Below are 24,503 nucleotides of genomic sequence, written 5' to 3'. Positions count from 1 at the left end.
GGGTCTGGCAATCCCTGCCGGAATGACGTGCTTTTAAACATTTGTGTCTAACGGCAAGCGCTCCGGCGTGCGAACAATGAGAAAAAAGTTTACAGCAATCGCATACTTAAGATTTGAAGGAACTTATGGCGCAATACGCTTTACTACACCAAGAATTTCAACGGCAGGCAGCCGAACAGCCGGACGCACCGGCGTTAACGTTTGATGGCGAAACGATCAGCTATGCTGAGTTAAACGCGCGTAGCAACCGGCTGGCGCATTATTTACAGTCACTGGGAGTAAAACCCGAGGTTGTGGTGGGCCTTTCGCTGGAACGCGGCTTGGATTTAGTCATTGCCCTCGTCGCAATCCTAAAAGCGGGCGGCGCTTATTTGCCATTGGACATCAACGCGCCGCCGGAGCGTTTGGCTTTTATCCTGCAAGATTCGGCAACCCATATTGTGCTGACCCAAAGCCGGTTGGCGAACAAATTTTCCGCTATCAAGCACCTGATCGACCTGGATGCCGAGCAAGAACGGATAAACAGCGATTATTCCGATCAAAACCTGCTGGTCGATTATCTTGGCGATCCGGCGCAGGCACTTTGTTACGTGATGTACACGTCCGGTTCGACCGGCCAGCCCAAAGGCGTGCAAATTACCCAGCACAACGTGATGCGCTTGTTCCGCTCCACCGAACACTGGTTTAACTTTAACCGGCAAGATGTTTGGGCTTTATTCCATTCTTTTGCGTTCGACATGTCGGTCTGGGAAATATGGGGAGCATTGCTTTACGGCGGCCGCTTGGTCATTGTGCCGCATGCGACTGCGCGGACGCCGGAACAGTTTTACCAGTTGCTGGTCGACGAGCGGGTCACGTTTTTAAATCAAACGCCGTCGGCATTCGCGCCGTTGGTGCGTGTCGATCAGGATTATCCGGCCGATGCGATTTCTTTGCGTTGCGTGACTTTCGGCGGCGAGGCTTTGAATTTCAAGATGCTGGAGCCCTGGCTGCTTCGTCATGGCGATTCAGCACCACGCCTGATCAACATGTACGGCATTACCGAAACCACCGTGCATTCGAGCTACCGCCCGGTCACGATGCAGGATATTCGCGACGGCAACAGCAAATTGATCGGCGTGGCGATTCCCGATCTTGATCTGCATCTGTTGGACGAGGCGCAACAACCTGTAGCTGTCGAGACGGAAGGCGAAATTTATGTCGGTGGGGACGGCGTTGCGCGCGGCTATTTGAACCGGCCGGAACTGAATAGCGAACGTTTTATCACGCTGCCGCAATTTCCCGGACAGCGTTTATACCGCTCAGGCGACTTGGCGAAAAGACTCGCCAACGGCGATATGGAATATATCGGGCGCGCCGACACCCAAGTCAAAATCCGCGGATTTAGAATTGAGCTGGGCGAGATCGAAGCCGTGCTGACCGGCCATGAGCAGGTCAGCGAAACGGTCGTGACCGTCTATGAAGAAGACGAACACAAACGCTTGGCCGCTTATCTGGTGGCCGATGCCCAAGCGTCGCATCCTGAATTGATTCGCCAGTTGCGCGAACTGGCGGCCGCTCATTTACCCGAATACATGCAGCCGACCTACTATACGCTGCTAGCGACAATGCCGTTAAACGTCAACGGCAAGATCGACCGTAAAGCGTTGCCGGTGCCGGAGCGCAACACATTGCCGACCGAAAGCGGCTTTGCCGCGCCGCAAACCCAGGCCGAACGAACGTTAGCGGCTATTTGGGCGGAGTTGTTGAAGTTGGAAAAAGTCGGCATTCACGATAATTTCTTTCAATTGGGCGGCGATTCGATTTTAGCGATACAGCTGATCAGCAGGGCTAACCGGGCTGGAATGAAACTGGCGCCGAACCAGTTATTTTTGCATCAAACTATTGCCGAATTGGCTGCTCAGGCCGGTGCAACAGTGGCTTCGGCGCCTGCCGTGGTGACTGCGCCTGTGCAGAGCGATAACGATGCGATTACGTTAAGCCCGGTGCAATATTGGTTTTTCGAGCAAAAGATCGCCCAGTCGCAACATTGGAACCAAGCCGTGCTGTTAAAGTGCAGGCAAACGCTTCCGCCGGATTTGCTGGAAAAAGCGTTGCAAGCGCTGCAAAGCCATCATGCCTGTTTGCGCTACCGTTTTATCAATCAACCGGATGCGGTTATTCCCGAGCAACGGCTGAATCCAGATTACAAGCCTGTTCGTCTCAGTAAAATCGACCTGACCGCATATCCCGAGGCGGAACGTAGCGCTTTGCTGGCGGAAACTGCAGAGCAAGCGCAAGGCGACTTAAACCTGCAAAAAGGCGTTTTGATCAAGGCTTTGTTATTTAAGCTGAACGAGCATGAACAACGCCTGCTGATCATTGTGCATCATTTAGTCGTCGACGGCGTATCGTGGCGTATTTTGCTGGAGGATTTGGAAAGCGCATTTAAACAGTTGCAGCAAGGCCAAAGCGTTCAATTACCTGAAAGCGCGACCTTCGCGCAATGGACGCAAGCGCTGCAAAGCTATAGTCGGCGGATCGCCAGCCAACAAAGCTGGCTGGCGTTAAACCAAGGTTACTATGCGGCTTTGCCTACCGATTTCGACGGCGAAAACACCAGCGGTAGTGCGCAAACCTATACCTTGGTTCTCGATCAAGACCGGACCAAGACGCTGTTGCAAGCCAAGAACCATCGTATCCAGGATATTCTACTGACAGCACTGCTGCTGGGTTTGCGCAGCCGGTTGGCGGACGGCGATTTGCTGATCGACCTGGAAGGTCATGGACGCGAGCCGATCTCCGATTTGGATATTTCCAGAACCTGCGGCTGGCTGACGGCTATTTACCCATTTGCGGTCAATACCGACGGCGACCCCTGTGAAGTCTTGCTGAATGTCAAAAACGGCCTGGACAAGCTGCCGCAGAATGGTTTGGATTACGGCGTATTGCGTTATTTGTCCGCAGCGGAAGCGCTTAAATCCTTGCCGAAAGCGCAGGTGGTATTCAATTATCTCGGCCAATTCGATCATCTGTTCAGCCCGGACGGACTGTTCGAACTGGCCGAGGAAGATCACGGCGCAACCCATAGTCCTCGCGGCATCAGGCCGTATTTACTGGAAATCAATGCACTGGTTTACCAAGGCAGCTTACGGATCGATTTTGTCTACAGTGAACAGCTGCATAAGGCCGAAACGATCGAGAGCATTGCCAAGACCATGCAGGCGGCTGTCGACAGCTTAACCGATACTTTGGCGGCCGGGGATTTTTCGTTGGCGGGTTTGAGCGCCGCCGAGTTAAGCGGCTTGCAGGCACAATATCCGGAGCTTGAAGCACTGTATCCGCTGTCGCCGACCCAGGAAGGCATGTTGTTTCACGCCTTAAGCGACAGCTCGGCCGATGTCTATTTCGAGCAGTTGAGTTACGATTTTCAAGGTCGTATGGACTCTGCTTTATTTCAACAGGCTTGGCGTACCGTGATGCAGCGGCACAGCGTGCTGCGTACTGCGGTGGTTTGGAAGGGCTTGAGCAGGCCGTTGCAAGCGCTGTTAAAGCAGACTGAATTCCGCTGGCAAAATCAGGATTGGCGCGAGTTAACAACGCAAGTCGCTGCACAGAGCTGGCAACAGTTCGTCAGCGACGACAGGAAAATGCTGTTTGAGCTGGACCGTGCGCCGTTAATGCGCTGGACACTTGTTCAAATGCCGGACGGGCTATGGCGCTTGCTGTGGACGCATTCGCATATTCTGCTGGACGGCTGGAGTGTCGCGTTGATTATTAAAGACGTGCTGCAACTTTACAGTGCTTTGCTGTCCGCCGAAACGCCGCAGTTGCCGCAAGCCGCGCAATACCGCGATTACATCGCTTGGCTGGAGGGCCGTGACCAGCAGCAGGCTCAACGCTTTTGGCGGGAAACGTTGCAGGATGCGGCACCCGGTACTTTGGTTACTGAACAGACCGGGCAGCAGGGTTATCTTGAATTGTCCGAACAAGTCACTGAAGCCGATTGCATTGCCCTGCAACAACTGGCGCAGCAATTGGGCGTCACGCTCAATACGCTGGTCCAGGCGGCCTGGGCCTTGGTGGTGGCGGAACACAGCGGTAACGACGAAGTGTTGTTCGGCATTACCGTGTCGGGGCGCGCAAACGATTTGGACGGCATAGAAACCATTGCCGGGCTGTTTATCAACACCTTGCCGTTATATCTGCAACTGGATCGGGATATGCTGCTGCCGGATTGGTTGAAAGCGATACAGGCCAAGCAGTTCACGATGCAGCAATATGAATATTCTTCGTTGGCCGATATAAAAAATTGGTCGGGCGCTTCGGTCGCGTTCGACAGCATTTTTATCTACGAGAATTATCCGGTCGATAAAGCCTTGCTTAACGCCGACCAAGCGTTGCGGCTGTGCGGAGTCAAAGCTTACGAGCACACCAATTATTCGTTGACCTTGTTGGCTATCCCGGATAACGGCTTGAATCTGCAAATAACCTATAACGCTGCATTGTTCACGGCCGAGACTATCAAGGCGTATTTGCAGCAGGTGAAAGCTCATCTGCAAGCGATGTCGTTGCAGTCAGGGCAACAAGCGCTGGCGGATTTTTATCAACCGGCTGCGAATCTCGAACAAGCCGACTTTTTACAGGCGATGATGGCTTTGGACGAGGATTTTTAGGCGATGTGCGGTATAGCCGGTATTTATCATTTATCCGGGGAGCAATTGGTTGAGCGCGCCTTATTGCAAACGATGGTCGATAGCTTTGCTTATCGCGGTCCCGACGATGACGGTTTTTACCTGGAGCCGGGATTGGGTTTAGGCTTTCGGCGGCTGGCGATTATCGACCTGAACAGCGGCAATCAACCGATCAGCAATGAAGACGATTCGCTGGTCTTGATTTGTAATGGCGAAATCTATAACTACCGGGAACTTAAAGCCGACTTAATCAAGCTGGGGCACCGGTTTAAAACCGCCTGCGATATTGAAGTCATCCTGCATTTGTACGAGCAATACGGCGTCGAATTATTGCAGCATTTGAACGGACAATTCGCGTTTGCTTTGTACGATAAACGCAAAAAAAGGCTGATGTTGGCGCGCGATCATGTCGGTATCGCGCCGCTGTTTTATACCGTGGCCGGGCAGCGCTTTATTTTCGGCTCCGAGATTAAAGCGATTCTTAAGGATCCGGCCGTTGAGCGTAGCGTCGATTTAACCGGGCTGGACCAGATTTTTACTTTTCCGGGCTTGGTCAGCCCGCGAACCTTGTTTAAAAATATTCATGCGTTGAAACCCGGCCATTTCATCCTGGTTGAACAAGGCGATGTCAAAGTTAAAGAATATTGGGATTTGAATTATCCGATGCAATCGGAATTGGATAACAAGGTCTCGGAGCAGGATTGCATAGACCGTCTGGATGAGGCGCTAAAAAAGGCGGTTAATTATCGGCTACATGCCGATGTGCCTGTCGGTTTTTACTTAAGCGGGGGACTGGATTCGTCATTGATTGCCGGTTTGATTCATGAATTGTCGCCGGAAAAACAGCGGCATTCATTCTCCATCGGTTTTCATGAAAAAGCCATCGACGAGCGCCATTATCAGCAGCTGATGGCGGCGCAGGTCAATTCCATTCATCATGAAACGGTATTCGACAGCGAACATATTGCCGAACGTTTGCAGGAGATGATTTTTCATGCCGAAACACCGTTAAAAGAGTCGTACAACAGCTGCTCGCTGGCTTTGTCGGCCCTGGTCAAACAGCAAGGTTTAAAAGTGGTGCTGACAGGTGAGGGCGCCGACGAATTATTCGCCGGTTATGTCGGTTATCGTTTGGATCAAAACCGGGATCAAGACGACTTTAGTTTGGAAGCGATGCTGGAAACGCAGTTGCAGGAAGAATGCTGGGGCGAGCCGTTTTTCTATGAAAAAAACTATCATGAATTCAAGAACACCAAGCGCGCCTTATATTCTTCGGCTGTATTAGACCAAGCCGATGAATTTGAATGCACCCGCCATGCGCCGGTCGATATAAGCAAATTGCAGGGACGGCACCCGATACACAAACGCTCGTACCTGGATTTCAAATTGCGACTATCCGATCACTTGTTGGCCGATCACGGCGATAGGGTCGCCTATGCGAATTCGGTCGAAGCCCGCTATCCGTTCTTGGATATTGACGTAATTGCCTGCGCCCGGACGATTCCGCCGCATTTGCTGGTCAATAATATGCAGGAAAAATATATTTTAAAGCAGATGGCGCGGAGTTATGTGCCCGATGCGGTCATTAACCGGCCCAAGTTCAGCTTTGTCGCGCCGGGCAGCCCGAATCTGTTGAGACAAAACAACGAATGGCTGGAAGATTTATTATCTTACGAACGCATTAAACGACAAGGTTATTTCAATCCCGATGTGATTGAGCGGCTAAAGAAAACTTATCGCGCGGACGGTTTCAGCATTAATCAGACCTTCGACGACGATTGGTTGTTGATGGTATTGACGTTTAATATTTGGTTGGAAATATTCGGTTTACCGGAATTTTAAGCGAGCAGGGCAAGTTGCATTGATTAGCTGGATACAAGGGAGTGTGCTGGCTTTATTTATACATTAATACAGTAAATGTTATATAACACTATGAAAAATAATTATAAAAAAGTGGCAGCCGGTCTGTTGGCTTTTATTGCTACAACGGACGTTGTTTATGCTGATGATATTTATGATTTAGCTAAAGTGGTCAATGCCACACTAATACAGGCCCCTGAAATTCTACAGCAACAAGCTGCTGTCGAAGGTGCCGAAGCCGGTGTAAAACTTCAAACCGGGCAATTCGATCATACGGTAGTATCCAGCTATACCACCAAGCTGAGTAATTCACCGATTATCAGTTACAACCAGTCCTCTTTTTTAAACTTGACCTATCTGCAATCCTATCAGCATTTGGTGCAGGCAGGTATTTTGAAGCAATACCGCACCGGCATATCAGCCAGTTTTAGCGTCAATGTTTTCCGTAAAGATCCGATAAACGGCCAACCGGAAGCTAATGCCCAAGGCCTCGATTTAACAACCAGCAACGAATCGAGCGTCAATTTTCAGTTGAATATTCCATTATTGAAAGGCGCTACCGAGGAATCAGCCGGAGCGGCGGAAAATGCCGCGATCCTGCAATATCAAGCCGCCCAAAACGATTTGAGCTTTGTCATTTCTTCAATAGTGCTTAATGCCATTAATGCTTATTGGGATTACAAAGTCGCAGTGGAAACTCTTGAGATTAACCGCATATCCGAAGCACGCGTTCAAGACTGGACCGATAAAGCGGAACAAATATTTATTTTAAGTGATCCGTCACGCGCCCAGGAAATGAAAGCCAAATACCGCGCTGAAATTGATGCTGTGCTGGCTTATTTGGCCAATAAACATTTAAGTGTAATAAGTGCCACGCAATTAATGGAACAAGCCAAGGTCGCGCTGTCGGTGGCAATGGGAACACCCTATAAGGATTTTGGTCTGGTGAAAGTGTCTGCCGAGCAATTTCCCAAATTCGAGGCGACAAAACTTAATTACGAACAATTAAATAAAAATTGGGTTGTCCAGGCGATGGAACATCGTGCCGACTTGAAAGCGGTCAATTTAAGACAGGAAGCTAACAATGTACTGGTCAAGAAATATACCCGCGATTTAATGCCGCAATTGGATGTTTCCCTGAATGCCGGTTATCAAGGTTTAAGCGAGGGAGCAAGCGCGAGTACGTTCGGCGACGCGGTGTACCGGAATGTACCGGGGCCGAACTTAGGGGGACAGTTATCTTTCGCCTACCCATTGGAAAATAATGTGCAGGAAGGCTTGCTGGCGCGTCAAAAAGCGCTTTCCCGGAGTACTGAAATCGGTATGGGGCAGTTGGAAAGAACGATCAGCGCACTGGTTGATGTCGATGTGTCGCTTTTAACGAGGCGCATGACTGAAAAAAATATGGCTGAAAAAGCGGTGGCCTTTTATCAGCCGGCTGTCAATGAATTGGCTGAACGAGCTTTGAAAAATGCTCCGACGATGCTGAACTTATTAGAATACGAAGATCGTCTGGTGGGGGCGAAAATCAGTCGCCTTCAAGTGGAAAGCGCTTTAGCTAAGCTCATTGCGGAAGTACGTTTCCAAACCGGTACGCTGATTATCAGTAATGATGAAAATCATGTGGTCGATATCAAGAGCCTAAACGCGTTTTAATATTGGAACAGAATGCTTTGGTGGGTATCTACAAAATATAAAGATTTGGAAGATAGTAGATACCTATATGTTTAAGACTTATATTTTTAGGTATTTCTGGCTTTTGTATCAGATGCGGCAATTAAAATAATACCCATTAAAGGGGTTAATAATAAAGAAGCAAAAAAATATCCCCAAAATCCAAACTTTCTCCTGATTCCTAAACAGGCAATTAGAACACAAATCAAGATATAACCTAAACTAAACATTTTACTACTCCGGTTTTAAAACGTTATAAAACTCGCCGTTTTTCATTTCTTTGATGAATAATTTCTTGTTTGCAATACGTCCTAAATTATCAAAATAGTTATTGCCAAGTTCATTTTTAAAGTTGTATTTTAAGGTCCCAGCTATATCAATCGGTACGATAGAGTTACTTTTTCTTATGGCGGCTGCAATAATTTTTAATCCATCATAACCTTGTCTTGCAGCAAAATTAGGCGGATAACCATATTTCTTATAGAATTTTCTATAAGCATCGGATTTTCTATCCTCACTTTTTTCAGTATCATCGTATATAGATGCGACAAAAACATTATTAGATCTTTTACCGGAGAGTTCCCATAAAGCCGTATCATCCATACTGATACCGCTGAACAAAGGCTTATTAACGCCCATTTCTCGTAATTGATTAATTACCCTTCCGGCAATTTCTCCTTTTGCCCCCAGTAAAATAGCATCAAAGGGATGCTGCTGTAAATCATAGATTAATTGCCGGTAATCCTTTTGCTTCGGGTCTAACGAATGTGAAAAAATAACGTTAGTATCTTTATTTTTTAATAAACCGCTAAAGTTAATTGCGAGATTAAGTCCGCCCATTCCTTGTCTTGAATATAGTACCGCAATATTTTTATACCCTTTAATATCACAAAAATTTACCAAGGCTTGGGCATATTCCCTGGAAGTCGGGAGTATACTGAATACGTATTTAAAACCATGATTCGTTAAATGCTGATCGGTTGCAAATGTCGATATGGATAAAATACCATGTTGTTCATAGCTGACCGAAGAAGAAATAGCCTGGTTCGATTCTGATATGCTGAGCACGGCAATAATATTCGGATCACTGACAATATCTTCTGTCATACGGTTATTATCGTTTGAAACATCATAAAACTCATGCAAAACCATTTTCTTTTGTATCAGAACGTCATCTTTTGTAAAGGTAAATCCACGCTCATTTTCTTCTTCTAAAGCTAATTCAGCTCCTCGCTTAAAATTAGCTCCCAAAAAAGGTAGATTCCATGTAACTGCAATATTAATATCGCCGGTATCCTTTCGTGCTAATTCTTCTCTTTTATGAAGCGAATATTGATAACTTGAAAGATAACCGAATAAAAAACGTGCAGGTAAAGTTCCAGCGATTATGATGAGCAGCAATGGGAGCGCATATTTTTTCATCTTGATTAGCGTTTCGGCGCGTCCGATTCGCCGCCTAAAATAATCGGCATTTCTTTTGAACTATTACCAAGCACAATGACTTTCGAATTATTTGAATTCGAAAGAGCAACAGTAGCTTGAATACCCTGCCATTTTAATATGTCCGATGTCATCGATTTACTGATGGTTTCGTTATAAGCCCTAATGCCATCCGCTTCGATCAATTTCCGTTTGGCTTCCAGTTTTTCTCCTTCTATTCGATATTGATAGGCTTCAGCCAGTTCTTTATATTCAATTTTCTTTTCCATTACAGTTTCAATTGACTTTGGCAATGTAATTCGGGTAATGACGACATCTTGAATCGTAATATAGTTTTTTTCCAGTTGATCCATGGTATCGTTTACCATAACCTGAAGAAGCGCCGGGTCAGGTGAATACATACTGTTAATATCTAAATGACCGACTTGAACCCTAATATCGGATTCTACTTCTGGAACGACTACTTTATATAGATAATCAGGACCAATGCGCTGATGCAATATTCCTATAGTTTCTAATTCAGGATAATAACGAATAGATATTTCAAGCTCGACTTTTAATCCTTCTTTAGTTAAGGCTACCATACTATGTTGATACTGCTGTATTCGAGTATCATAGATATACATGATATTCCATGGAAGTATCAACGTTATACCTTCCTGGTAAGTTTTGTCAGTAACTGTTCCTTGTCCGAATCGTCTATATAATATGCCGACTTCTCCTGATTTTATTGTTATAAAAACATATGACCAGAAAAATGCTAGAAAAAGCGCTGTGATCATAACTAAGGTTATAATAGTCGGCAAATTTCGTGTTATTAGTGACTCTGATGAATTGCTCATAGGATATTCAGGTATTATGTGGTTTTATATTATTAATCAACCGACAGGCTATCTTTATTTTAAATATCGGACGCTCACTTTAATAAATATTTTTAACAAGCTTTTTTTAAGTTAATCAGGGGTTCTCTGCAGCTCATTGGTAATTTATAAAATAATCGCTCAAAAAGGATATGCGGCACCAAGTTAGATCAATAAATTAACAGATGGTAACATGCTGCTGAAAGACATGGAAAATTTTTTTCCTTAAGTTTTCGATATTCATTTTAGGCTTTATATTCATTATTCGTTTTTTAGGATAGTCCGATAAAGTTATGTTTTATGCAGATAAAAACAAAGCAGAAATACCAGCTTTCAGTTCCAAAAATCATTGTTCTCGGATATAGAATGTAAAGCTTCTAATATCAAATCGTAATTGGATAATGGCTTGCTTTATGTAAAACGAAGGTGCCCTAAATTTTATCAACCGTTGAACCTAAATAAAGGTAGATAAAAGAGTGAGCACAACTGCATGGCTGCGACCGCTTCCGGCCGTTAATCTTGTCGTAGCCGCTAAGGGTGTGTGCTTAGATGTCTTTGTACGTCTTAAATCAGCATTATTGAGGTCGGAAAGGTCGTCCTTATTCAAATCAAGCAGGAGTAAATAAAATGAACCGTTTCGACAGAATATATCAATTACATAAACTATTGACTAACCGCCGCAACCCGATACCGTTAACAGACATCATGAAAGAACTGGAATGCGCGAAGGCAACCGCGGCGCGTTACATTGAAGACATGCGCACTTACCTTGATGCGCCGCTGGAGTATGACAGGAAACTCAACGGCTATTACTATGACCTGCAACAGGCAGACAAGCCCTACCAACTGCCCGGACTCTGGTTTAGTGCCGAAGAACTGAACGGCCTGCTGATCTGTCATCAAATCTTGCAAAACATCAGCCCCGGCATACTCAGCCAGCAGATAAGCCAACTGCAACAAAGAATCAACCAGCTGTTCAAGCTACAACCGCACACCCCGGCCGATATTTCACAGAAAATAAAAATCCTATCCATCGGTCGGCGCTTAAAAGACGACGCCCAGTTCAAAAAAATAGCCACCGCCCTGTTCAATGGCAAACGAATCGACATCCACTACACCGCCAGAGGTGAAAATGCTGCACAAAGCCAAAGAACAATCTCGCCGCAACAACTGATTTATTATCGCGACAACTGGTATATAGCCGCCCACTGCCATCACCGGGATCAACTGCGGGTATTCGCCGTAGACAACATCGGCTCAGCAAAAATACTAGATCAAATTGCCTTGTCGACCGACCCAAAACAGCTGGAGCAATTCCTCACTTCGTCCTACGGCATTTTCAGCGGGGATGCGGAACATATCGCCATGCTGGAATTTACCAAAGCCCGAGCCCAATGGGTCGCCGATGAGAACTGGCATCCCAACCAACAGGGGCAATGGCTGGACAACGGCAAGTACCAGCTGAGCATCCCGTTCAACGACAGCCGTGAATTGATCATGGACATCCTCAGACACGGCGCCGAAGTGGAAGTTAAATCGCCGCAGTTTTTGGTTGATAGTGTTAGGACGCAAATAGAGGCTATGCAAAAAATTTATAAAAAATAAAGAACAACCTCACGGAATGAGGTTGTAAGTGTGGATAATGGGAATTAAAGCAAGCGTTAGGAAGGAAACATGACAAAAAGGCTGTATTACAAATATTGGGGCAAGGCTGGTTCGGATGACAGGCGGGGTAATAACTATCACCTGTTGCCGTATCATTGTTTGGATGTGGCGGCGGTGGGCTGGCAATTATTGACGCCCGGCAAACCGCTTTGCAAACAATTAGCAAAGCAATTGGACGTAGAGCCCGAATGGCTAAGAACATTATTTGTTTTCTGTCTGGCGCTACATGATCTGGGTAAATTTGCCCGAGCTTTTCAGGGTTTGAAGCAGGATTTGTCAGTCGATTTGGTAAAAGCTAATCCCAGAATGTCTTATTCTGAACGACACGACAGTTTGGGCTTTTGTCTTTGGCAAGAAACACTGCAAACCAAACTGTTTGAGCAACCGCCAAGCAATGAGTCAGCAGGTAACGAATGGCTATTTCATTTAGAGCCTTGGCTGGAAATAGTCACCGGCCATCATGGCATGCCGCCCAAAACAAACTTACGAACGCGGAATTTCTTTGAAGTTGAAGATGAGCAAGCGGCAATGGCATTTGTACAGGATGCTATTGCACTTTTTCTTGGCGATTTCGATTTCAAACCGTTACTGGATAAGGCGCTTAAGAAACGGCTGAAACCCGTATCCTGGCAATTGGCAGGGGTCGCGGTATTGGCCGATTGGTTAGGCTCGAATCAGGATCATTTTAAATACTGCGATAAACCAAAAGATTTGGATGTGTATTGGCGTGAGATAGCTTTAAAGAAAGCGGTAGATGCCGTTAATGCTTTACCGAAAACGCCTGAAGTTACTGCATTTCAAAGTGTCAAAAGTTTATTTGATTTTATCCAAGAACCTACACCATTACAAAAATACGCAATCGCTGAACCGCTCACGGAACAACCGCAACTCTTTATTCTGGAGGATGTCACCGGCGCCGGAAAAACCGAAGCTGCCTTGATTTTGACCCAGCGCTTGATGGCGCAAGGCTTGGCGGATGGTTTATATATTGCCTTGCCCACCATGGCGACAGCCAATGCCATGTATAAAAGACTGGGCGATGTTTATCGCAAGTTTTATCAATCGGGCAGTGAACCGTCGCTGATTTTGGCTCACGGTGCCCGAGAGTTATCACAGGATTTTCAGGATTCCGTTGTTTTAGCCAAGCAGCCGATAACAGACGGCGATTATCTGAATGGAAAGAACGAGGAAGATCAGGAATTAAGCGCCACCGCTTACTGCAATGCATGGCTGGCCGACAGCCGTAAAAAAGCGCTACTGGCCGATGTCGGCGTCGGCACATTGGATCAAGCTTTGTTAGCGGTTTTGCCAGCGCGCCATCAGTCGCTACGCTTGTTGGGATTGGGCCGAAAGGTATTGTTGGTCGACGAAGTCCATGCTTATGACAGCTACATGCAAAAATTGCTGGATGCTTTGCTGGAAGCCCATGCCCGGCAAGGCGGCAGCGTGATTTTGTTATCGGCAACCTTGCCGCAAACTATGCGCGAAACCTTGGTCAATGCCTTTCATAAAGGCCTGGGGCAAACTGCTCCAACGCTGAGCGATCCGGCTGAATATCCTTTAGCCACGCATACCCCGGCAGCAACCGTTGAACAACAGATCGATACCCGTGAAGCCGTAAAACGCACCGTCAACATTCAACGCCTGAACAGCGAAGACGAAGTGATGGCGAAAATTCGGCTAGCCGTTGCTGCCGGACAATGCGTGTGCTGGATACGTAACACGGTAAAAGCCGCCAGACAGTCTTATCAAGATTTAATGGATGCCGGTACTGATGCAAATCGGTTAAGTTTGTTTCACAGCCGCTTTGCGATGATCGACCGCCAAGAAATTGAAAACCGCACGCTGCAATATTTTGGTGATGGCTCGACCCCTGAACATAGAAAAGGTCAGGTATTGATGGCCACGCAAGTGGTTGAGCAATCTCTGGATTTGGATTTCGACGTGATGATTACTGATTTGGCCCCTATCGATTTGATCATTCAGCGGGCGGGAAGATTGATGCGCCATGTCCGGGATGCGCAAGGCAACCGGATCAGACAGGAAGGCGCAAAAGACCAGCGAGGCACACCAACGCTTTACCTGTTTTCACCACACCCGATAGAAGATGCGGATGCAAATTGGCTGAAACCGGATCATGCCGGAACGCAGGCGATTTACCCGCATATCGGACAACTTTGGTTGACGGCGAAACATTTGCTTGAGCGCGGGCAATTCACCATGCCCGATGATGCGAGAGATTTAATTGAAGGCGTGTATTCGTTTGATGCCGAAGCGGACATACCGGATGTGCTGTTGGATGGTTCTATACAGGCGACAAGCAAAACCATGGTGCAAAAAAGCATGGCCGATTTGAACGTGCTCAAGCTCAATAAAGGCTATACCCGTTCCAGCGGCGACTGGGATGAGGAAACCAGAATCCCGACCCGTTTAACTGAAGAAGAAACCGTCTCTGTAGTACTGGCGATTGTAGAAAACGGCCAACTAAAACCATACGCTAAAGCGGAACCTTATGCCTGGGCGTTGAGCACCGTCAAATTACCGGAATACGAATGGAAAAAAGCGCAACAGCAGATCCCGGAAAATCTGAAAAGTTTGATCGAAACCTTGAAAGCCGAGCAAAAAGCATTGCGTTGGGTTGAGATATTGCCGTTGCAGGAGGGGCAAGTCATCTACAGTCCGCAACATGGGTTTATAGGGTAAATCCCCACGGGTGTGGGGAACGAATTAATTTATTCTATCAAGAAAGAGATAGAATCGGTTCATCCCCACGGGTGTGGGGAATGTATAGTTTAAGTGATTTTAAATTTTTTAGAAAGAGATAGAATCTTATCTTTATCGTTTACTTATTTTTGATTTGAAATTATCATTGTCCTGTCAAAACAGCAATGAGGATTTAACGTGGATCAAATTAAGGGGATTATCGATGCAATTAACTCTTTTTCGCCGGCACCGTTAGCTGTTATCGGTTTGGCACTAGTGTTAGCAATTATTCTGGCACTGAAAATGTAAATTGTTAAGAAAACTTAGGAGCTGGTAACACGAATTTGGTGGAAATGAATTGATGTATTTAGATATAGGAACCAACAATGAAACTTAAAGTAATCGTACACGAAGCAGAAGAAGGCGGTTTTTGGGCGGAAGTGCCGTCAATACCCGGATGCGTAACGCAAGGCGATACCTTCGATGAATTGCTGGGCAATATTTACGAAGCGGTAGAAGGTTGCTTGGCCGTTGATATTGATGAAGCAACTATAACCGGAAACGACCGAATCATGGAGATAGCCGTGTGAAGTCGGTCAGCGGCAAAAGGCTTTGTCGACTGTTGGAAATCAGAGGCTGGGAATTAAAGCGCATCAACGGCAGCCATCATATTTACGCCAAATCAGATTGCAATCTTCGCATTTCCGTCCCGGTACATGGCGACAATGCATTAAAAATCGGTTTGCAGAAGCAGATTATGAAAATGGCCGACATCGACGAATCCGAATTGTAATAGACGGCTTGCGAAAGCCAAGGAGAAGACATGAATTTAATCACCGATCGCTGGATACCGGTCATTCGTCAAAATGGACTACCGGACACTATCGTTCCCTGGCAAATTGTTGACGCGGATAATCCTGTTATTGAAATCAATGCGCCAAGACCGGATTTCCAGGGCGCTTTGTACCAGTTGTTAATCGGTTTGCTGCAAACTTGTTTTTCACCGGAAGATGAGGAGCAATGGTTGGAGCATTGGCAGGAAATACCAGAGCCTGAAGCATTGCAGGCAGGTTTTGAGAAAGTGGCGTTTGCGTTCGAGTTAGATGCTATCGACGGCCCTGCATTTTTGCAGGATTTCGATTTGCCCGATGGAGAAACCAAAGCGATTTCGGCATTATTGATCGAATCACCGGGCGGAAAAACACTTAAAGATAATCTCGATCACTTCGTCAAACGCGATAGGGCGAATCAGCTTTGCCCTAGTTGTACCGCAACAGCTTTATTTACATTGCAAACCAACGCGCCTTCCGGCGGCGTTGGTCATCGTGTCGGACTTCGCGGCGGCGGGCCGCTGACAACCTTGATATTTCCAAAAGCCCCATCGACTACTTTATGGCAAAAGCTTTGGCTGAATGTCTTGAATCAAGAAGAATTTGAGCCTGCTGAAAAAATTGATTCGAGCATCTTGCCTTGGCTAGGTAAAACCCGTGTTTCCGACAAAGGACAAATAACCTCGCCTAGCGAAGTTCATCCGTTACATGCTTACTGGGGTATGCCTCGTCGTATCCGTTTGACGACAAAAATAGAGGATGCCAATTGCGATCTATGCGGCAACCATGCAGAACTTTTATATCAGGCCTACCGAACCAAAAATTACGGCACCAACTACGAAGGCGCTTGGGTGCATCCTTTAACACCTTATCGTTTCGACCCGAAAAAGGTCAATCCGCCATTATCCTTGAAAGGTCAGCAAGGTGGCCTAGGTTATCGGCATTGGCTTGGGCTTACCCTGCAAGACAATGATAATGGCGATAAAGCATCAAAAATCGTGCAGCTCTATAACGAAGAGCGCGGCAAAAACTTACGGGACAATAGCGGGGCTTCGCTTTGGTGTTTCGGCTACGACATGGACAACATGAAAGCACGGTGTTGGTATGAATCGAGATTCCCCATCTATTACCTTAGCGAAATGCAACGCAACAATCTGACGGATTGGGCTGCTGAGTTCGTTAATGCCGCCAAAGAAACCGTCAAAATGCTGCGTGAAGAAGTGAAATCTGCCTGGTTTAATCGCCCGAAAGACGCCAAGGGCGATATGAGCCAAATCGACGCGCAATTTTGGCAAGCCACAGAAACAGGTTTTTATCGGTTACTGGAACAACTTGCGATGCTACCCGAGGATGCGCGGATGGCACCGAGTGAAATTTACGCAAGCTGGTTTGAAACCCTTAGGAAACAGATGTTTCAGATTTTTGAAGCGGCAACCTTGGCATCAACACCGGAAGACCTAAATTTAAAGCGGATTGTGAATGCGAAAAACGCCTTACGCATTAAGTTTTACGGCAATAAAACACTCAAAGCACTTAAAGCAAAAGCCAAACCAGAGGAGGCGGCCGGATGAGCGAAGACTACTATTTTTTAAATGCAGCGGAAAGAAAAGCGTTACAAAGTTGGCATGTATGGCTGGACGATAACCGCGGCGACCGTGCTCGGTTACGCCGAGCAGAAAGTCCGGAAGATATTTTATTAACAGATGCGTTTTTTCATTTTTTAGACAAGATGAATAAAGCGTCACCACAGTGGTCGCAAAACAAACCGATGTTGACCAGTGCCAGCATCGCTGGTGCGCTGTCCCATGTTAAAACTGACAAACAAACGCCCAGCAAGCTATACAACAGCAAAGCCACCGATGCGCCGAAGAAATCGGCTAGTTTCGCCGAACAACTGGCAACACCGTCGGAAGGCAAAAGCAAGGCTCCGATGAGCGAATTACGTTTTCAGCAATTACAAAAAAGCCCAACAACCGATGATTTTTATCGCCGGATTATCAGAGCCATAGGATTGTTGGGCGGTAACGTCAATATTATCTCGTTAGCCAACGACATTATTCATTGGCATCGTGAGTTTGAGCGCCAAGTCGACCACCGACAGCCTGCCAACCGCTTAGCTGTGCGTTGGGCTACCGATTATTTCACTGCTTTACCTAAAAATTCTGACTAAGGAGAGACTGTATGAGCCGCTTTATCCAATTACATTTATTAACCGCTTATCCGCCTGCCAATTTGAATCGTGACGATCAAGGTAGCCCAAAAACAGCCAAGATGGGCGGTTATGACCGCTTGCGAGTTTCTTCACAATGTTTGAAAAGAACATGGCGCACTTCGGATTTATTTCAAGCTGCAATGAGTGACCATTTAGGCATACGCACCAAATTATTAGGAATCGATATTTATAACCAGTTAATCGCTGGAGGGATAAAAGAAAAAGACGCCAAAGATTGGACGAAAGCCATAGCGGGGGTATTTGGCGCTTTAAAAAAAGCGGAAAAAGACAAACCGTTGGCAGATATTGAGATTGAGCAATTGGTCCATGTCAGCCCTGCCGAACAACAGACGATGAAAACGCTGACTGAAAAACTCATTGCCGAACAGCGAGCGCCGGACGTTGATGAGCTTAAGCTGCTTCGCTTGAATGAACAGGCAGTGGATATTGCCCTGTTCGGCCGTATGTTAGCTTCCAGCCCCGCTTTTAATATTGAAGCCGCTTGCCAAGTGGCTCACGCCATAAGCGTCCATCCGGTAGTCATCGAAGACGATTACTTCACCGCTGTCGATGATCTTAATAAAGGCTTGGAAGATATGGGCGCGGCTCACATTGGCGAAACCCGCTTTGCGGCAGGTTTGTTCTATTCCTACATCTGCATTAACCGAGAATTGCTGCTTAAAAATCTGGACGGCAATGAAGAATTGGCAAATAAAGCTATTCGCGCCTTGACCGAAGCGGCAGTTAAAGTCGCTCCCGAAGGCAAGCAAAACAGCTTTGCGTCCCGCGCTTATGCCTCGTATGTATTGGCGGAAAAGGGCGACCAGCAACCTCGCTCGTTGTCAGTCGCCTACCTCAAGCCGATCAACCATCGTGAAAATGAAGATTTTATCGCCGATTCGATCACGGCCATCATTAAACAAAAAGACAGCTTCGATAAGGTCTACGGTGCCTGTGCGGATACGCGCTATGAACTGAATGCGCCCAAAGAACAGGGGACGTTGGTTGAACTGCTCGATTTCGTCGGTCAATAAAAGGGTAAATTATGGACATTCTGGTATTCCGTTTATACGGACCTATGGCAAGCTGGGGTGAAATTGCCGTCGGTGAAAGTCGCCACACCGCCAGTTATCCCAGTAAATCCGCTATTATCGGCTTGCTGGGAGCCGCGTTGGGCATTGCGCGCAACGAGGAAGAAAAGCAGCAGCAACTGCAACAAGGCTATGCGTTGGCAGTGGAGCTATTGACTGCCGGACATTTGCTACGCGATTACCACACCACTCAAGTACCTGACTCAGTGGGCAAGTTTACTTATCGCACCCGACGGGATGAACTGATTTTAGGCAAAGAACGTTTGGGCACGATTTTATCCAGCCGCGAATATCGCACTGACGCTTTGGCGCTGGTTGCAGTTCGTGTTTTAGTTGATGCACCGTTTACCTTGGCTGAAATTCAGGCGGCTTTGTTACAACCCAAATATCACCTGTATCTGGGACGTAAATCCTGTCCTTTGGCAGCGCCCTTGCAACCCCAGCTAATAACCGATCAGCTGAACTATTATGACGCGTTTAAAGCCTATCAACATAAACCGATGTTGCCGACGTCGATAGCAAGCAATGGCACATTGGCTAAACGTGATTATGACTGGTTGGGTCGGCCGAATGACCGCCATTACTATTGGGAGGGGCAACCGGAAGATTTTTCCGATACCTTGGATTTAACCCTGAGGCAAACGCGCACCCGGCATGATCAGCCGTTATCTCGCAAACGCTGGCAGTTTATGCCGCGCCAAGAGCATTATCTATTCTGTTCGGGAGACGCGTAATGTATTTTTCCAGAGTGCGTATTCGTCCCACTATTTTTAAATCATCGCAATTAGGGCGAGTACTGGAAGGCAATGTTTACGGTATTCATCGTCTGTTATGGGACTTGTTTCCTGATGAAAAGCAAAGAACTTTTTTATACCGCGAAGAAATCGCACGAGAGCAGTTGGGCGCGTTGCCTGCTGTACACGGCGAACCGATTTATTATCTGGTGTCGCAAACCAAACCGATCGAAACTGATGACTCATTATTCAACGTTGATTCGAAAGACTATCAACCGCAATTGAAAACCGGGCAACGCTTTACATTTGAACTGCGAGCCAATCCTGTCGTGACAAGATTAGGCAAAAAACATGATGTAGTCATGGATGCGCAGCAGCAGCTTTTACAATTGTTGGTTAAGGAGTTAAATCTTGAAACCGAGTTGTCGGCCAAACAGGAAAAGAGCGCTTACAAAAGATTACTGCTAGAAAAGGGAGGAGAAGCATTCAGCCAACAGCTTACCGAAATACTGAAAATTAATCCTCTTTATGCTGAACGTTTACAACAGGGAGGGCTGCTTTCTGACCATTTGGAATGGGCGCTAAAAGCCGGTGTCGATAGAACTCTTGAACACTGGTTCATTAAGCAGGGCGAACGTCTGGGATTCAAGCTGGTAGCTGATGACAACAATTTAAGCAAGCTGCAAAACAGTGCTTATCAATGGCATGGTTTGTCAGCAAAAGGGGGTAAAGGCGATAAAGCAGGTTTCAGCTCGGTCGATTTTACCGGGGAACTGCAAATAACCGATATGGAGAAATTCAAGGAAGCTTTGTTTGCCGGTATTGGGCGATCAAAGGCCTTTGGCTGTGGTTTACTGTTGATACGGCGATGCGGATAAATGCGTCCAACTCCCAAGCGTTAATTTCTGGATTGTTTTCGTTGGGTATTTGAATGATTTTACAGGTAACAAGTGTTAAATATTTGCATGATTATCAATTGTGGCTAAGGTTCAAAGATGATTCGGAAGGCGTCGTCAATTTAGACGGCGAACTGTGCGGAGCTTTGTTTGATCCACTTAGGGACCTGACTTTATTCAGCCAGGCTAAATTGGATAAAGAATTGGCTACCGTGGTCTGGCCTAACGGAGCGGATTTGGCCCCTGAGTTTTTACATGCGTTATTAAAGTGATAGTCAGATGAGTTTATTGAGCAAGTCAAATACGGCATAGGCCCTGCCAAAGCCTTCGGTTGCGGCCTGCTTTCTTTAGCAAGGATTTAAATTAAACCGAATTTGGTTTATATTTAGGTTTTTGTAAAATGCGCGAGAATACTATGAATCTATCAAAAAACATTAAACCGATTAGCTATCTCAAGGCTAATGCCGCGCAGGTTGCTTTGGAATTAAAAGATTCCGGCCAAGCGATGATTATTACTCAAAACGGCGAAGCCACTATGGTGGTTCAGTCCGTTGCCGAGTATGAGCGCATGCAGGAAACCTTGGCATTGTTGAAAATGCTGGCGCAAAGCCAGCAAGCGGTCGGTTTAGGAAAAACCGTCTCCAGTGCGGATGCGTTTAGCCAATTGCGGGCGCGGCGCGGTTTGGCATGACGCTGGAGGTTGTTCTCTCGGAACCGGCGCTGGCTGATTTGCTGGATATTAATGATTATTACCTTGTGGAAGTCAGTGATCGCGTTGCGAGCAAGATCATCGATAGTTTGGAGACAGCGATAAACAACTTAGCTGAGTTTCCCGATAGAGGCAGCATCCCCAAGGAATTGTTGTCTCTGGGGATTCGGCAGTATCGGCAGGTGATTGAAAAGCTTTACCGGATTATTTACGAAACATTTGCCGATAAGATCGTGGTTCATGCAATACTCGATGGACGGCGCGATATGCAAACCCTGCTTATGCAGCGTATTTTGCGTGTTTGAGTTTGGGGCTGTTTTGAGACTGGGAAGTCGAGTCGAGTATGGGCTTTGAACATAAAGCCTTCAGCTGCGGGTTGTTATCGTTGGTCAGAGTGTGGTGCTATAGTGTGTATGACAAGTCATACAAGAGGTGATGTTATGAGAATTAATGCACGGCTCGATGAGCATAGCGAAAAAAATTTAGAGTTTATTAAGCAGGTTACAGGCGAAAACGTTACCCAGATTATTAAAGATTTGCTGGAAGAACGCGCCCAACAATTAAGGCAACAAAATAAACCGGGAAGCAAGTTAAAAGCATTGCTTGAAAGCGATTTTGTTGGCTGTGCCGAAGGACCGGAAGATTTGTCTGCCAACTATAAAGATTATCTGTATCAGGGATTAAAGGAAAAACATGGTCTTGATTGATACAGGATATTGGTGTGCTTTGGCTAACCCCAAAGATAAATACCATCAACAGGCAGTCAGTGTAGGCAAATCGCTTACAGAAGACCCGATCACCACTTGGCCGGTGATTACAGAAACATGCCATCTGCTACAAAGGGAGCTGGGGGCTACCTCTGCAAGTCATTTTATTAAAATGCTGCAAGATAATGAGATTGCTATTTTTGCCATCGAAACCCTGCATTTACCCCTGGTTCAACGGTTAATGCACAAATACGCCGATCTCCCTATGGACTTGGCCGATGCCTCATTAGTCATTCTGGCCGAAAAGTTAGGCCACGGCCGCATACTCTCAACCGATCAACGCGATTTCAAAACCTATCGCTGGAAAAACCATAAACCATTCCAAAATCTGTTATTGCCGGAATAATCATGCTTCCACCCTTAAAACCCATCACCATGAAAGAACGCGTCTCCATGGTCTTTATCGAAAAAGGCCAAGTCGATGTTAAAGACGGCGCTTTCGTCGTCATCGACGAAACCGGCATCCGCACCCATATTCCGGTCGGCAGCATCGCCTGCATCATGCTGGAGCCGGGCACCCGCGTTTCCCATCACGCCGTAGCATTGGCGGCAAGGGCGGGGACCTTGCTGGTTTGGGTCGGAGAAGCCGGAGTGCGGGTCTATGCGTCCGGCCAGCCGGGCGGGGCGCGTTCGGACCGCTTGTTGTATCAGGCCAAATTGGCATTGGACGATGCGGCGCGCTTAAAAGTGGTGCGCAAAATGTACGAAATCCGTTTCGGCGAAAAGCCGCCGGAACGGCGTAGCGTCGAACAATTGCGCGGTATAGAAGGCGCTCGGGTGAAAAAAATCTACCAGCTATTAGCCAAACAGGCCGGTGTGGAATGGAAAGGCCGTAGATACGACCAAACCGACTGGGATAACGGCGATATGCCGAACCGCTGCATCAGTTCGGCGACGGCCTGCTTGTACGGCATCAGCGAAGCGGCGGTGCTGGCGGCAGGCTACGCGCCGGCCATCGGCTTTATTCATACCGGTAAACCTTTATCGTTCGTCTACGACATCGCCGATTTGTTCAAGTTTGACGACATCATTCCTCATGCTTTTAAAATCGCCGCCAAAAACTACCACAACCCGGAACGGGAAGTGCGCCTGATGTGCCGCGATATTTTCCGGCAAACTAAAATACTCAAAAAAATCATCCCTACGATAGAAGAAGTCCTGGCCGCCGGTGAGCTTGAACTGCCGACGCCTGCCGAAGAGAATATCGCACCGGCCATTCCCAATCCTGAGAGTATCGGCGATGTTGGTCATCGTAGTTGAAAACGTCCCGCACCGGTTAAGAGGGCGATTGGCCGTTTGGCTGATTGAGATTCGGGCGGGCGTTTATGTCGGCGATTTATCGGCCAAAGTCAGGGAGATGATCTGGGCGCAAATTGTAGACGGTATTGAAGAAGGCAATGCAATTATGACCTGGAGCACCAATACCGAATCGGGATTTGATTTTCTGACGCTAGGCGAAAATCGCCGTTTGCCGGTCGAGTTTGACGGACTCAAACTGGTTTCTTTTTATCCGGTTGAAGACCAAAAGGATAAAGAAGCTCTTTAACAATTTAATGGTAAAAAACGGCTGTTTTTTCGGTGGAAAAACGGAAGTGATTATTTCGCTTTAGTAACAGTATGTTATGATCAGTGTGTTCCCCACAGCCGTGGGGATGAACCGCCCTCTAACGTGAACGTTTAAATCAAAAGCGGGTGTTCCCCACAGCCGTGGGGATGAACCGTCGCCGTGCTCGCCCGGCTAAAGCTGCCTGTAGTGTTCCCCACAGCCGTGGGGATGAACCGCGCAACTCAATCACGGAAATGACGGGGAACGGGTGTTCCCCACAGCCGTGGGGATGAACCGGCAAACTTCGCGCTGAATTGCGCATCTTTTCGTGTTCCCCACAGCCGTGGGGATGAACCGGCTTTGTCGTTGATACCCCAGCCGGGGACGGTGTGTTCCCCACAGCCGTGGGGATGAACCGCAATATTTATTAATGATGAACGCCCGTTTCCGGTGTTCCCCACAGCCGTGGGGATGAACCGGCGAGCGGCAAAACTGGCGATCACAGCGGCGGGTGTTCCCCACAGCCGTGGGGATGAACCGCCGCCATTTTTTATCAAAGAAGCGGCATAAATGTGTTCCCCACAGCCGTGGGGATGAACCGGCAGTGATGTTTTTCTGAGACAAATTTATAAAGTGTTCCCCACAGCCGTGGGGATGAACCGCTGAGGGGTGACCACTTGGATGTTGTCAATGGGTGTTCCCCACAGCCGTGGGGATGAACCGCATTACCGGAAAAACAGCACCGATAGAAATCAGTGTTCCCCACAGCCGTGGGGATGAACCGCAACATCACGAGGATAAACGGCAACCAATTTAGTGTTCCCCACAGCCGTGGGGATGAAC

General features: G+C 47.1%; 23 protein-coding genes and 1 CRISPR repeat array (1 of these 24 cut by a window edge). Of the genes, 20 read left to right on the top strand and 3 right to left on the bottom strand.

Annotated features, from left to right (window positions below):
- Positions 1-125 precede the first annotated feature (125 nt).
- From V7051_RS00965 to V7051_RS00955, 3 genes are all read left to right on the top strand, one after another.
- Positions 126-4,655, top strand: a complete 4,530-nt coding sequence (locus V7051_RS00965) for an amino acid adenylation domain-containing protein (RefSeq protein WP_333873008.1) — start codon at positions 126-128, stop codon at positions 4,653-4,655.
- Between the two features lie 3 nt (positions 4,656-4,658).
- Positions 4,659-6,515, top strand: a complete 1,857-nt coding sequence (gene asnB / locus V7051_RS00960) for an asparagine synthase (glutamine-hydrolyzing) (RefSeq protein ID WP_333873007.1) — start codon at positions 4,659-4,661, stop codon at positions 6,513-6,515.
- A 90-nt stretch (positions 6,516-6,605) separates the two neighbouring features.
- On the top strand, positions 6,606-8,189 hold the full coding sequence (locus tag V7051_RS00955; RefSeq protein ID WP_333873006.1) for a TolC family protein: 1,584 nt from the start codon (positions 6,606-6,608) through the stop codon (positions 8,187-8,189).
- A gap of 86 nt (positions 8,190-8,275) precedes the next feature.
- Here V7051_RS00955 and V7051_RS00950 read toward each other — a convergent pair whose 3' ends face one another.
- From V7051_RS00950 to V7051_RS00940, 3 genes are read right to left on the bottom strand one after another with little or no spacing between them, the layout of a single operon-like run.
- A complete protein-coding gene (locus V7051_RS00950; protein ID WP_333873005.1) occupies positions 8,276-8,437 on the bottom strand; it encodes a hypothetical protein in 162 nt (53 codons plus the stop codon).
- 4 nt (positions 8,438-8,441) lie between these two features.
- A complete protein-coding gene (locus V7051_RS00945; RefSeq protein ID WP_333873004.1) occupies positions 8,442-9,629 on the bottom strand; it encodes an ABC transporter substrate-binding protein in 1,188 nt (395 codons plus the stop codon).
- A 5-nt stretch (positions 9,630-9,634) separates the two neighbouring features.
- A complete protein-coding gene (locus V7051_RS00940) occupies positions 9,635-10,489 on the bottom strand; it encodes a prohibitin family protein (protein ID WP_333873003.1) in 855 nt (284 codons plus the stop codon).
- Between the two features lie 645 nt (positions 10,490-11,134).
- On the opposite strand from V7051_RS00940, the gene V7051_RS00935 reads away from it, so the two are divergent.
- From V7051_RS00935 to cas2e, 17 genes are all read left to right on the top strand, one after another.
- Entirely contained in the window at positions 11,135-12,112 is a 978-nt protein-coding gene (locus V7051_RS00935; protein ID WP_333873002.1) for a helix-turn-helix transcriptional regulator, read from the top strand.
- 69 nt (positions 12,113-12,181) lie between these two features.
- Positions 12,182-14,875, top strand: a complete 2,694-nt coding sequence (gene cas3, locus V7051_RS00930) for a CRISPR-associated helicase Cas3' (RefSeq protein ID WP_333873001.1) — start codon at positions 12,182-12,184, stop codon at positions 14,873-14,875.
- A 386-nt stretch (positions 14,876-15,261) separates the two neighbouring features.
- Positions 15,262-15,465, top strand: a complete 204-nt coding sequence (locus V7051_RS00925; protein WP_333873000.1) for a type II toxin-antitoxin system HicB family antitoxin — start codon at positions 15,262-15,264, stop codon at positions 15,463-15,465.
- Positions 15,462-15,668 (top strand): type II toxin-antitoxin system HicA family toxin, encoded by a 207-nt coding sequence (locus V7051_RS00920; protein WP_333872999.1) that lies wholly within the window; start codon positions 15,462-15,464, stop codon positions 15,666-15,668. The genes V7051_RS00925 and V7051_RS00920 overlap by 4 nt, the downstream gene beginning before the upstream one ends.
- Before the next feature lie 30 nt (positions 15,669-15,698).
- The gene (casA, locus tag V7051_RS00915; RefSeq protein ID WP_333872998.1) at positions 15,699-17,276 is read left to right on the top strand and encodes a type I-E CRISPR-associated protein Cse1/CasA; all 1,578 of its coding nucleotides are present in this window, start codon (positions 15,699-15,701) and stop codon (positions 17,274-17,276) included.
- Positions 17,273-17,875, top strand: coding sequence for a type I-E CRISPR-associated protein Cse2/CasB (casB, locus tag V7051_RS00910; protein ID WP_333872997.1), 603 nt, complete (start codon positions 17,273-17,275; stop codon positions 17,873-17,875). The genes casA and casB overlap by 4 nt, the downstream gene beginning before the upstream one ends.
- Before the next feature lie 11 nt (positions 17,876-17,886).
- Positions 17,887-18,951 carry a type I-E CRISPR-associated protein Cas7/Cse4/CasC gene (cas7e, locus tag V7051_RS00905; RefSeq protein ID WP_333872996.1) on the top strand — a complete coding sequence of 355 codons (1,065 nt, stop codon included), beginning with the start codon at positions 17,887-17,889 and terminating at the stop codon, positions 18,949-18,951.
- Positions 18,952-18,962: 11 nt separating this feature from the next.
- Positions 18,963-19,742 (top strand): type I-E CRISPR-associated protein Cas5/CasD, encoded by a 780-nt coding sequence (gene cas5e, locus V7051_RS00900; RefSeq protein WP_333872995.1) that lies wholly within the window; start codon positions 18,963-18,965, stop codon positions 19,740-19,742.
- Positions 19,742-20,620: a type I-E CRISPR-associated protein Cas6/Cse3/CasE gene (gene cas6e, locus V7051_RS00895; RefSeq protein WP_333872994.1), complete on the top strand. Its 879-nt coding sequence runs from the start codon at positions 19,742-19,744 to the stop codon at positions 20,618-20,620. Before cas5e ends, cas6e begins: the two co-directional genes overlap by 1 nt.
- A 53-nt stretch (positions 20,621-20,673) precedes the next feature.
- A complete protein-coding gene (locus tag V7051_RS00890) occupies positions 20,674-20,910 on the top strand; it encodes a DUF2442 domain-containing protein (RefSeq protein WP_333872993.1) in 237 nt (78 codons plus the stop codon).
- Positions 20,911-20,925: 15 nt separating this feature from the next.
- On the top strand, positions 20,926-21,000 hold the full coding sequence (locus V7051_RS00885) for a type I-E CRISPR-associated protein Cas6/Cse3/CasE (protein ID WP_333873015.1): 75 nt from the start codon (positions 20,926-20,928) through the stop codon (positions 20,998-21,000).
- Positions 21,001-21,053: 53 nt separating this feature from the next.
- Complete coding sequence (locus tag V7051_RS00880; protein ID WP_333872992.1) at positions 21,054-21,329, top strand: type II toxin-antitoxin system Phd/YefM family antitoxin; 276 nt, start codon at positions 21,054-21,056, stop codon at positions 21,327-21,329.
- Complete coding sequence (locus V7051_RS00875; RefSeq protein WP_333872991.1) at positions 21,326-21,652, top strand: type II toxin-antitoxin system RelE/ParE family toxin; 327 nt, start codon at positions 21,326-21,328, stop codon at positions 21,650-21,652. Before V7051_RS00880 ends, V7051_RS00875 begins: the two co-directional genes overlap by 4 nt.
- Before the next feature lie 45 nt (positions 21,653-21,697).
- Complete coding sequence (locus V7051_RS00870) at positions 21,698-22,054, top strand: hypothetical protein (protein WP_333872990.1); 357 nt, start codon at positions 21,698-21,700, stop codon at positions 22,052-22,054.
- Positions 22,041-22,460 carry a type II toxin-antitoxin system VapC family toxin gene (locus V7051_RS00865; protein WP_333872989.1) on the top strand — a complete coding sequence of 140 codons (420 nt, stop codon included), beginning with the start codon at positions 22,041-22,043 and terminating at the stop codon, positions 22,458-22,460. The genes V7051_RS00870 and V7051_RS00865 overlap by 14 nt, the downstream gene beginning before the upstream one ends.
- A 2-nt stretch (positions 22,461-22,462) precedes the next feature.
- A complete protein-coding gene (gene cas1e / locus V7051_RS00860) occupies positions 22,463-23,374 on the top strand; it encodes a type I-E CRISPR-associated endonuclease Cas1e (RefSeq protein ID WP_333872988.1) in 912 nt (303 codons plus the stop codon).
- Entirely contained in the window at positions 23,355-23,660 is a 306-nt protein-coding gene (gene cas2e, locus V7051_RS00855) for a type I-E CRISPR-associated endoribonuclease Cas2e (protein ID WP_333872987.1), read from the top strand. The genes cas1e and cas2e overlap by 20 nt, the downstream gene beginning before the upstream one ends.
- Before the next feature lie 85 nt (positions 23,661-23,745).
- Positions 23,746-24,503: direct repeats of the CRISPR family, unit length 29 nt; unit sequence GTGTTCCCCACAGCCGTGGGGATGAACCG; it runs 3,969 nt beyond the window's last position.

The sequence above is a fragment of the Methylobacter sp. genome, from assembly GCF_036845245.1.
Classification (GTDB): Bacteria; Pseudomonadota; Gammaproteobacteria; order Methylococcales; family Methylomonadaceae; genus Methylobacter_A.
Note: the sequence above shows the minus strand (reverse complement) of the source record. Positions and strands in the feature narration are given on the sequence as shown.

What these genes read in the sequence shown, in the direction of transcription:
- cas7e (WP_333872996.1), top strand. Translation starts at nt 17,887, where the DNA reads ATGAGCCGCTTTATCCAATTACATTTATTAACCGCTTATCCGCCTGCC.
- V7051_RS00955 (WP_333873006.1), top strand. Translation starts at nt 6,606, where the DNA reads ATGAAAAATAATTATAAAAAAGTGGCAGCCGGTCTGTTGGCTTTTATT.
- V7051_RS00945 (WP_333873004.1), bottom strand. Translation starts at nt 9,629, where the DNA reads ATGAAAAAATATGCGCTCCCATTGCTGCTCATCATAATCGCTGGAACT.
- V7051_RS00950 (WP_333873005.1), bottom strand. Translation starts at nt 8,437, where the DNA reads ATGTTTAGTTTAGGTTATATCTTGATTTGTGTTCTAATTGCCTGTTTA.
- V7051_RS00935 (WP_333873002.1), top strand. Translation starts at nt 11,135, where the DNA reads ATGAACCGTTTCGACAGAATATATCAATTACATAAACTATTGACTAAC.
- V7051_RS00890 (WP_333872993.1), top strand. Translation starts at nt 20,674, where the DNA reads ATGATTTTACAGGTAACAAGTGTTAAATATTTGCATGATTATCAATTG.
- V7051_RS00880 (WP_333872992.1), top strand. Translation starts at nt 21,054, where the DNA reads ATGAATCTATCAAAAAACATTAAACCGATTAGCTATCTCAAGGCTAAT.
- casA (WP_333872998.1), top strand. Translation starts at nt 15,699, where the DNA reads ATGAATTTAATCACCGATCGCTGGATACCGGTCATTCGTCAAAATGGA.
- cas3 (WP_333873001.1), top strand. Translation starts at nt 12,182, where the DNA reads ATGACAAAAAGGCTGTATTACAAATATTGGGGCAAGGCTGGTTCGGAT.
- V7051_RS00865 (WP_333872989.1), top strand. Translation starts at nt 22,041, where the DNA reads ATGGTCTTGATTGATACAGGATATTGGTGTGCTTTGGCTAACCCCAAA.
- cas6e (WP_333872994.1), top strand. Translation starts at nt 19,742, where the DNA reads ATGTATTTTTCCAGAGTGCGTATTCGTCCCACTATTTTTAAATCATCG.
- cas5e (WP_333872995.1), top strand. Translation starts at nt 18,963, where the DNA reads ATGGACATTCTGGTATTCCGTTTATACGGACCTATGGCAAGCTGGGGT.
- asnB (WP_333873007.1), top strand. Translation starts at nt 4,659, where the DNA reads ATGTGCGGTATAGCCGGTATTTATCATTTATCCGGGGAGCAATTGGTT.
- V7051_RS00875 (WP_333872991.1), top strand. Translation starts at nt 21,326, where the DNA reads ATGACGCTGGAGGTTGTTCTCTCGGAACCGGCGCTGGCTGATTTGCTG.
- V7051_RS00925 (WP_333873000.1), top strand. Translation starts at nt 15,262, where the DNA reads ATGAAACTTAAAGTAATCGTACACGAAGCAGAAGAAGGCGGTTTTTGG.
- cas1e (WP_333872988.1), top strand. Translation starts at nt 22,463, where the DNA reads ATGCTTCCACCCTTAAAACCCATCACCATGAAAGAACGCGTCTCCATG.
- V7051_RS00940 (WP_333873003.1), bottom strand. Translation starts at nt 10,489, where the DNA reads ATGAGCAATTCATCAGAGTCACTAATAACACGAAATTTGCCGACTATT.
- casB (WP_333872997.1), top strand. Translation starts at nt 17,273, where the DNA reads ATGAGCGAAGACTACTATTTTTTAAATGCAGCGGAAAGAAAAGCGTTA.
- V7051_RS00965 (WP_333873008.1), top strand. Translation starts at nt 126, where the DNA reads ATGGCGCAATACGCTTTACTACACCAAGAATTTCAACGGCAGGCAGCC.
- cas2e (WP_333872987.1), top strand. Translation starts at nt 23,355, where the DNA reads ATGTTGGTCATCGTAGTTGAAAACGTCCCGCACCGGTTAAGAGGGCGA.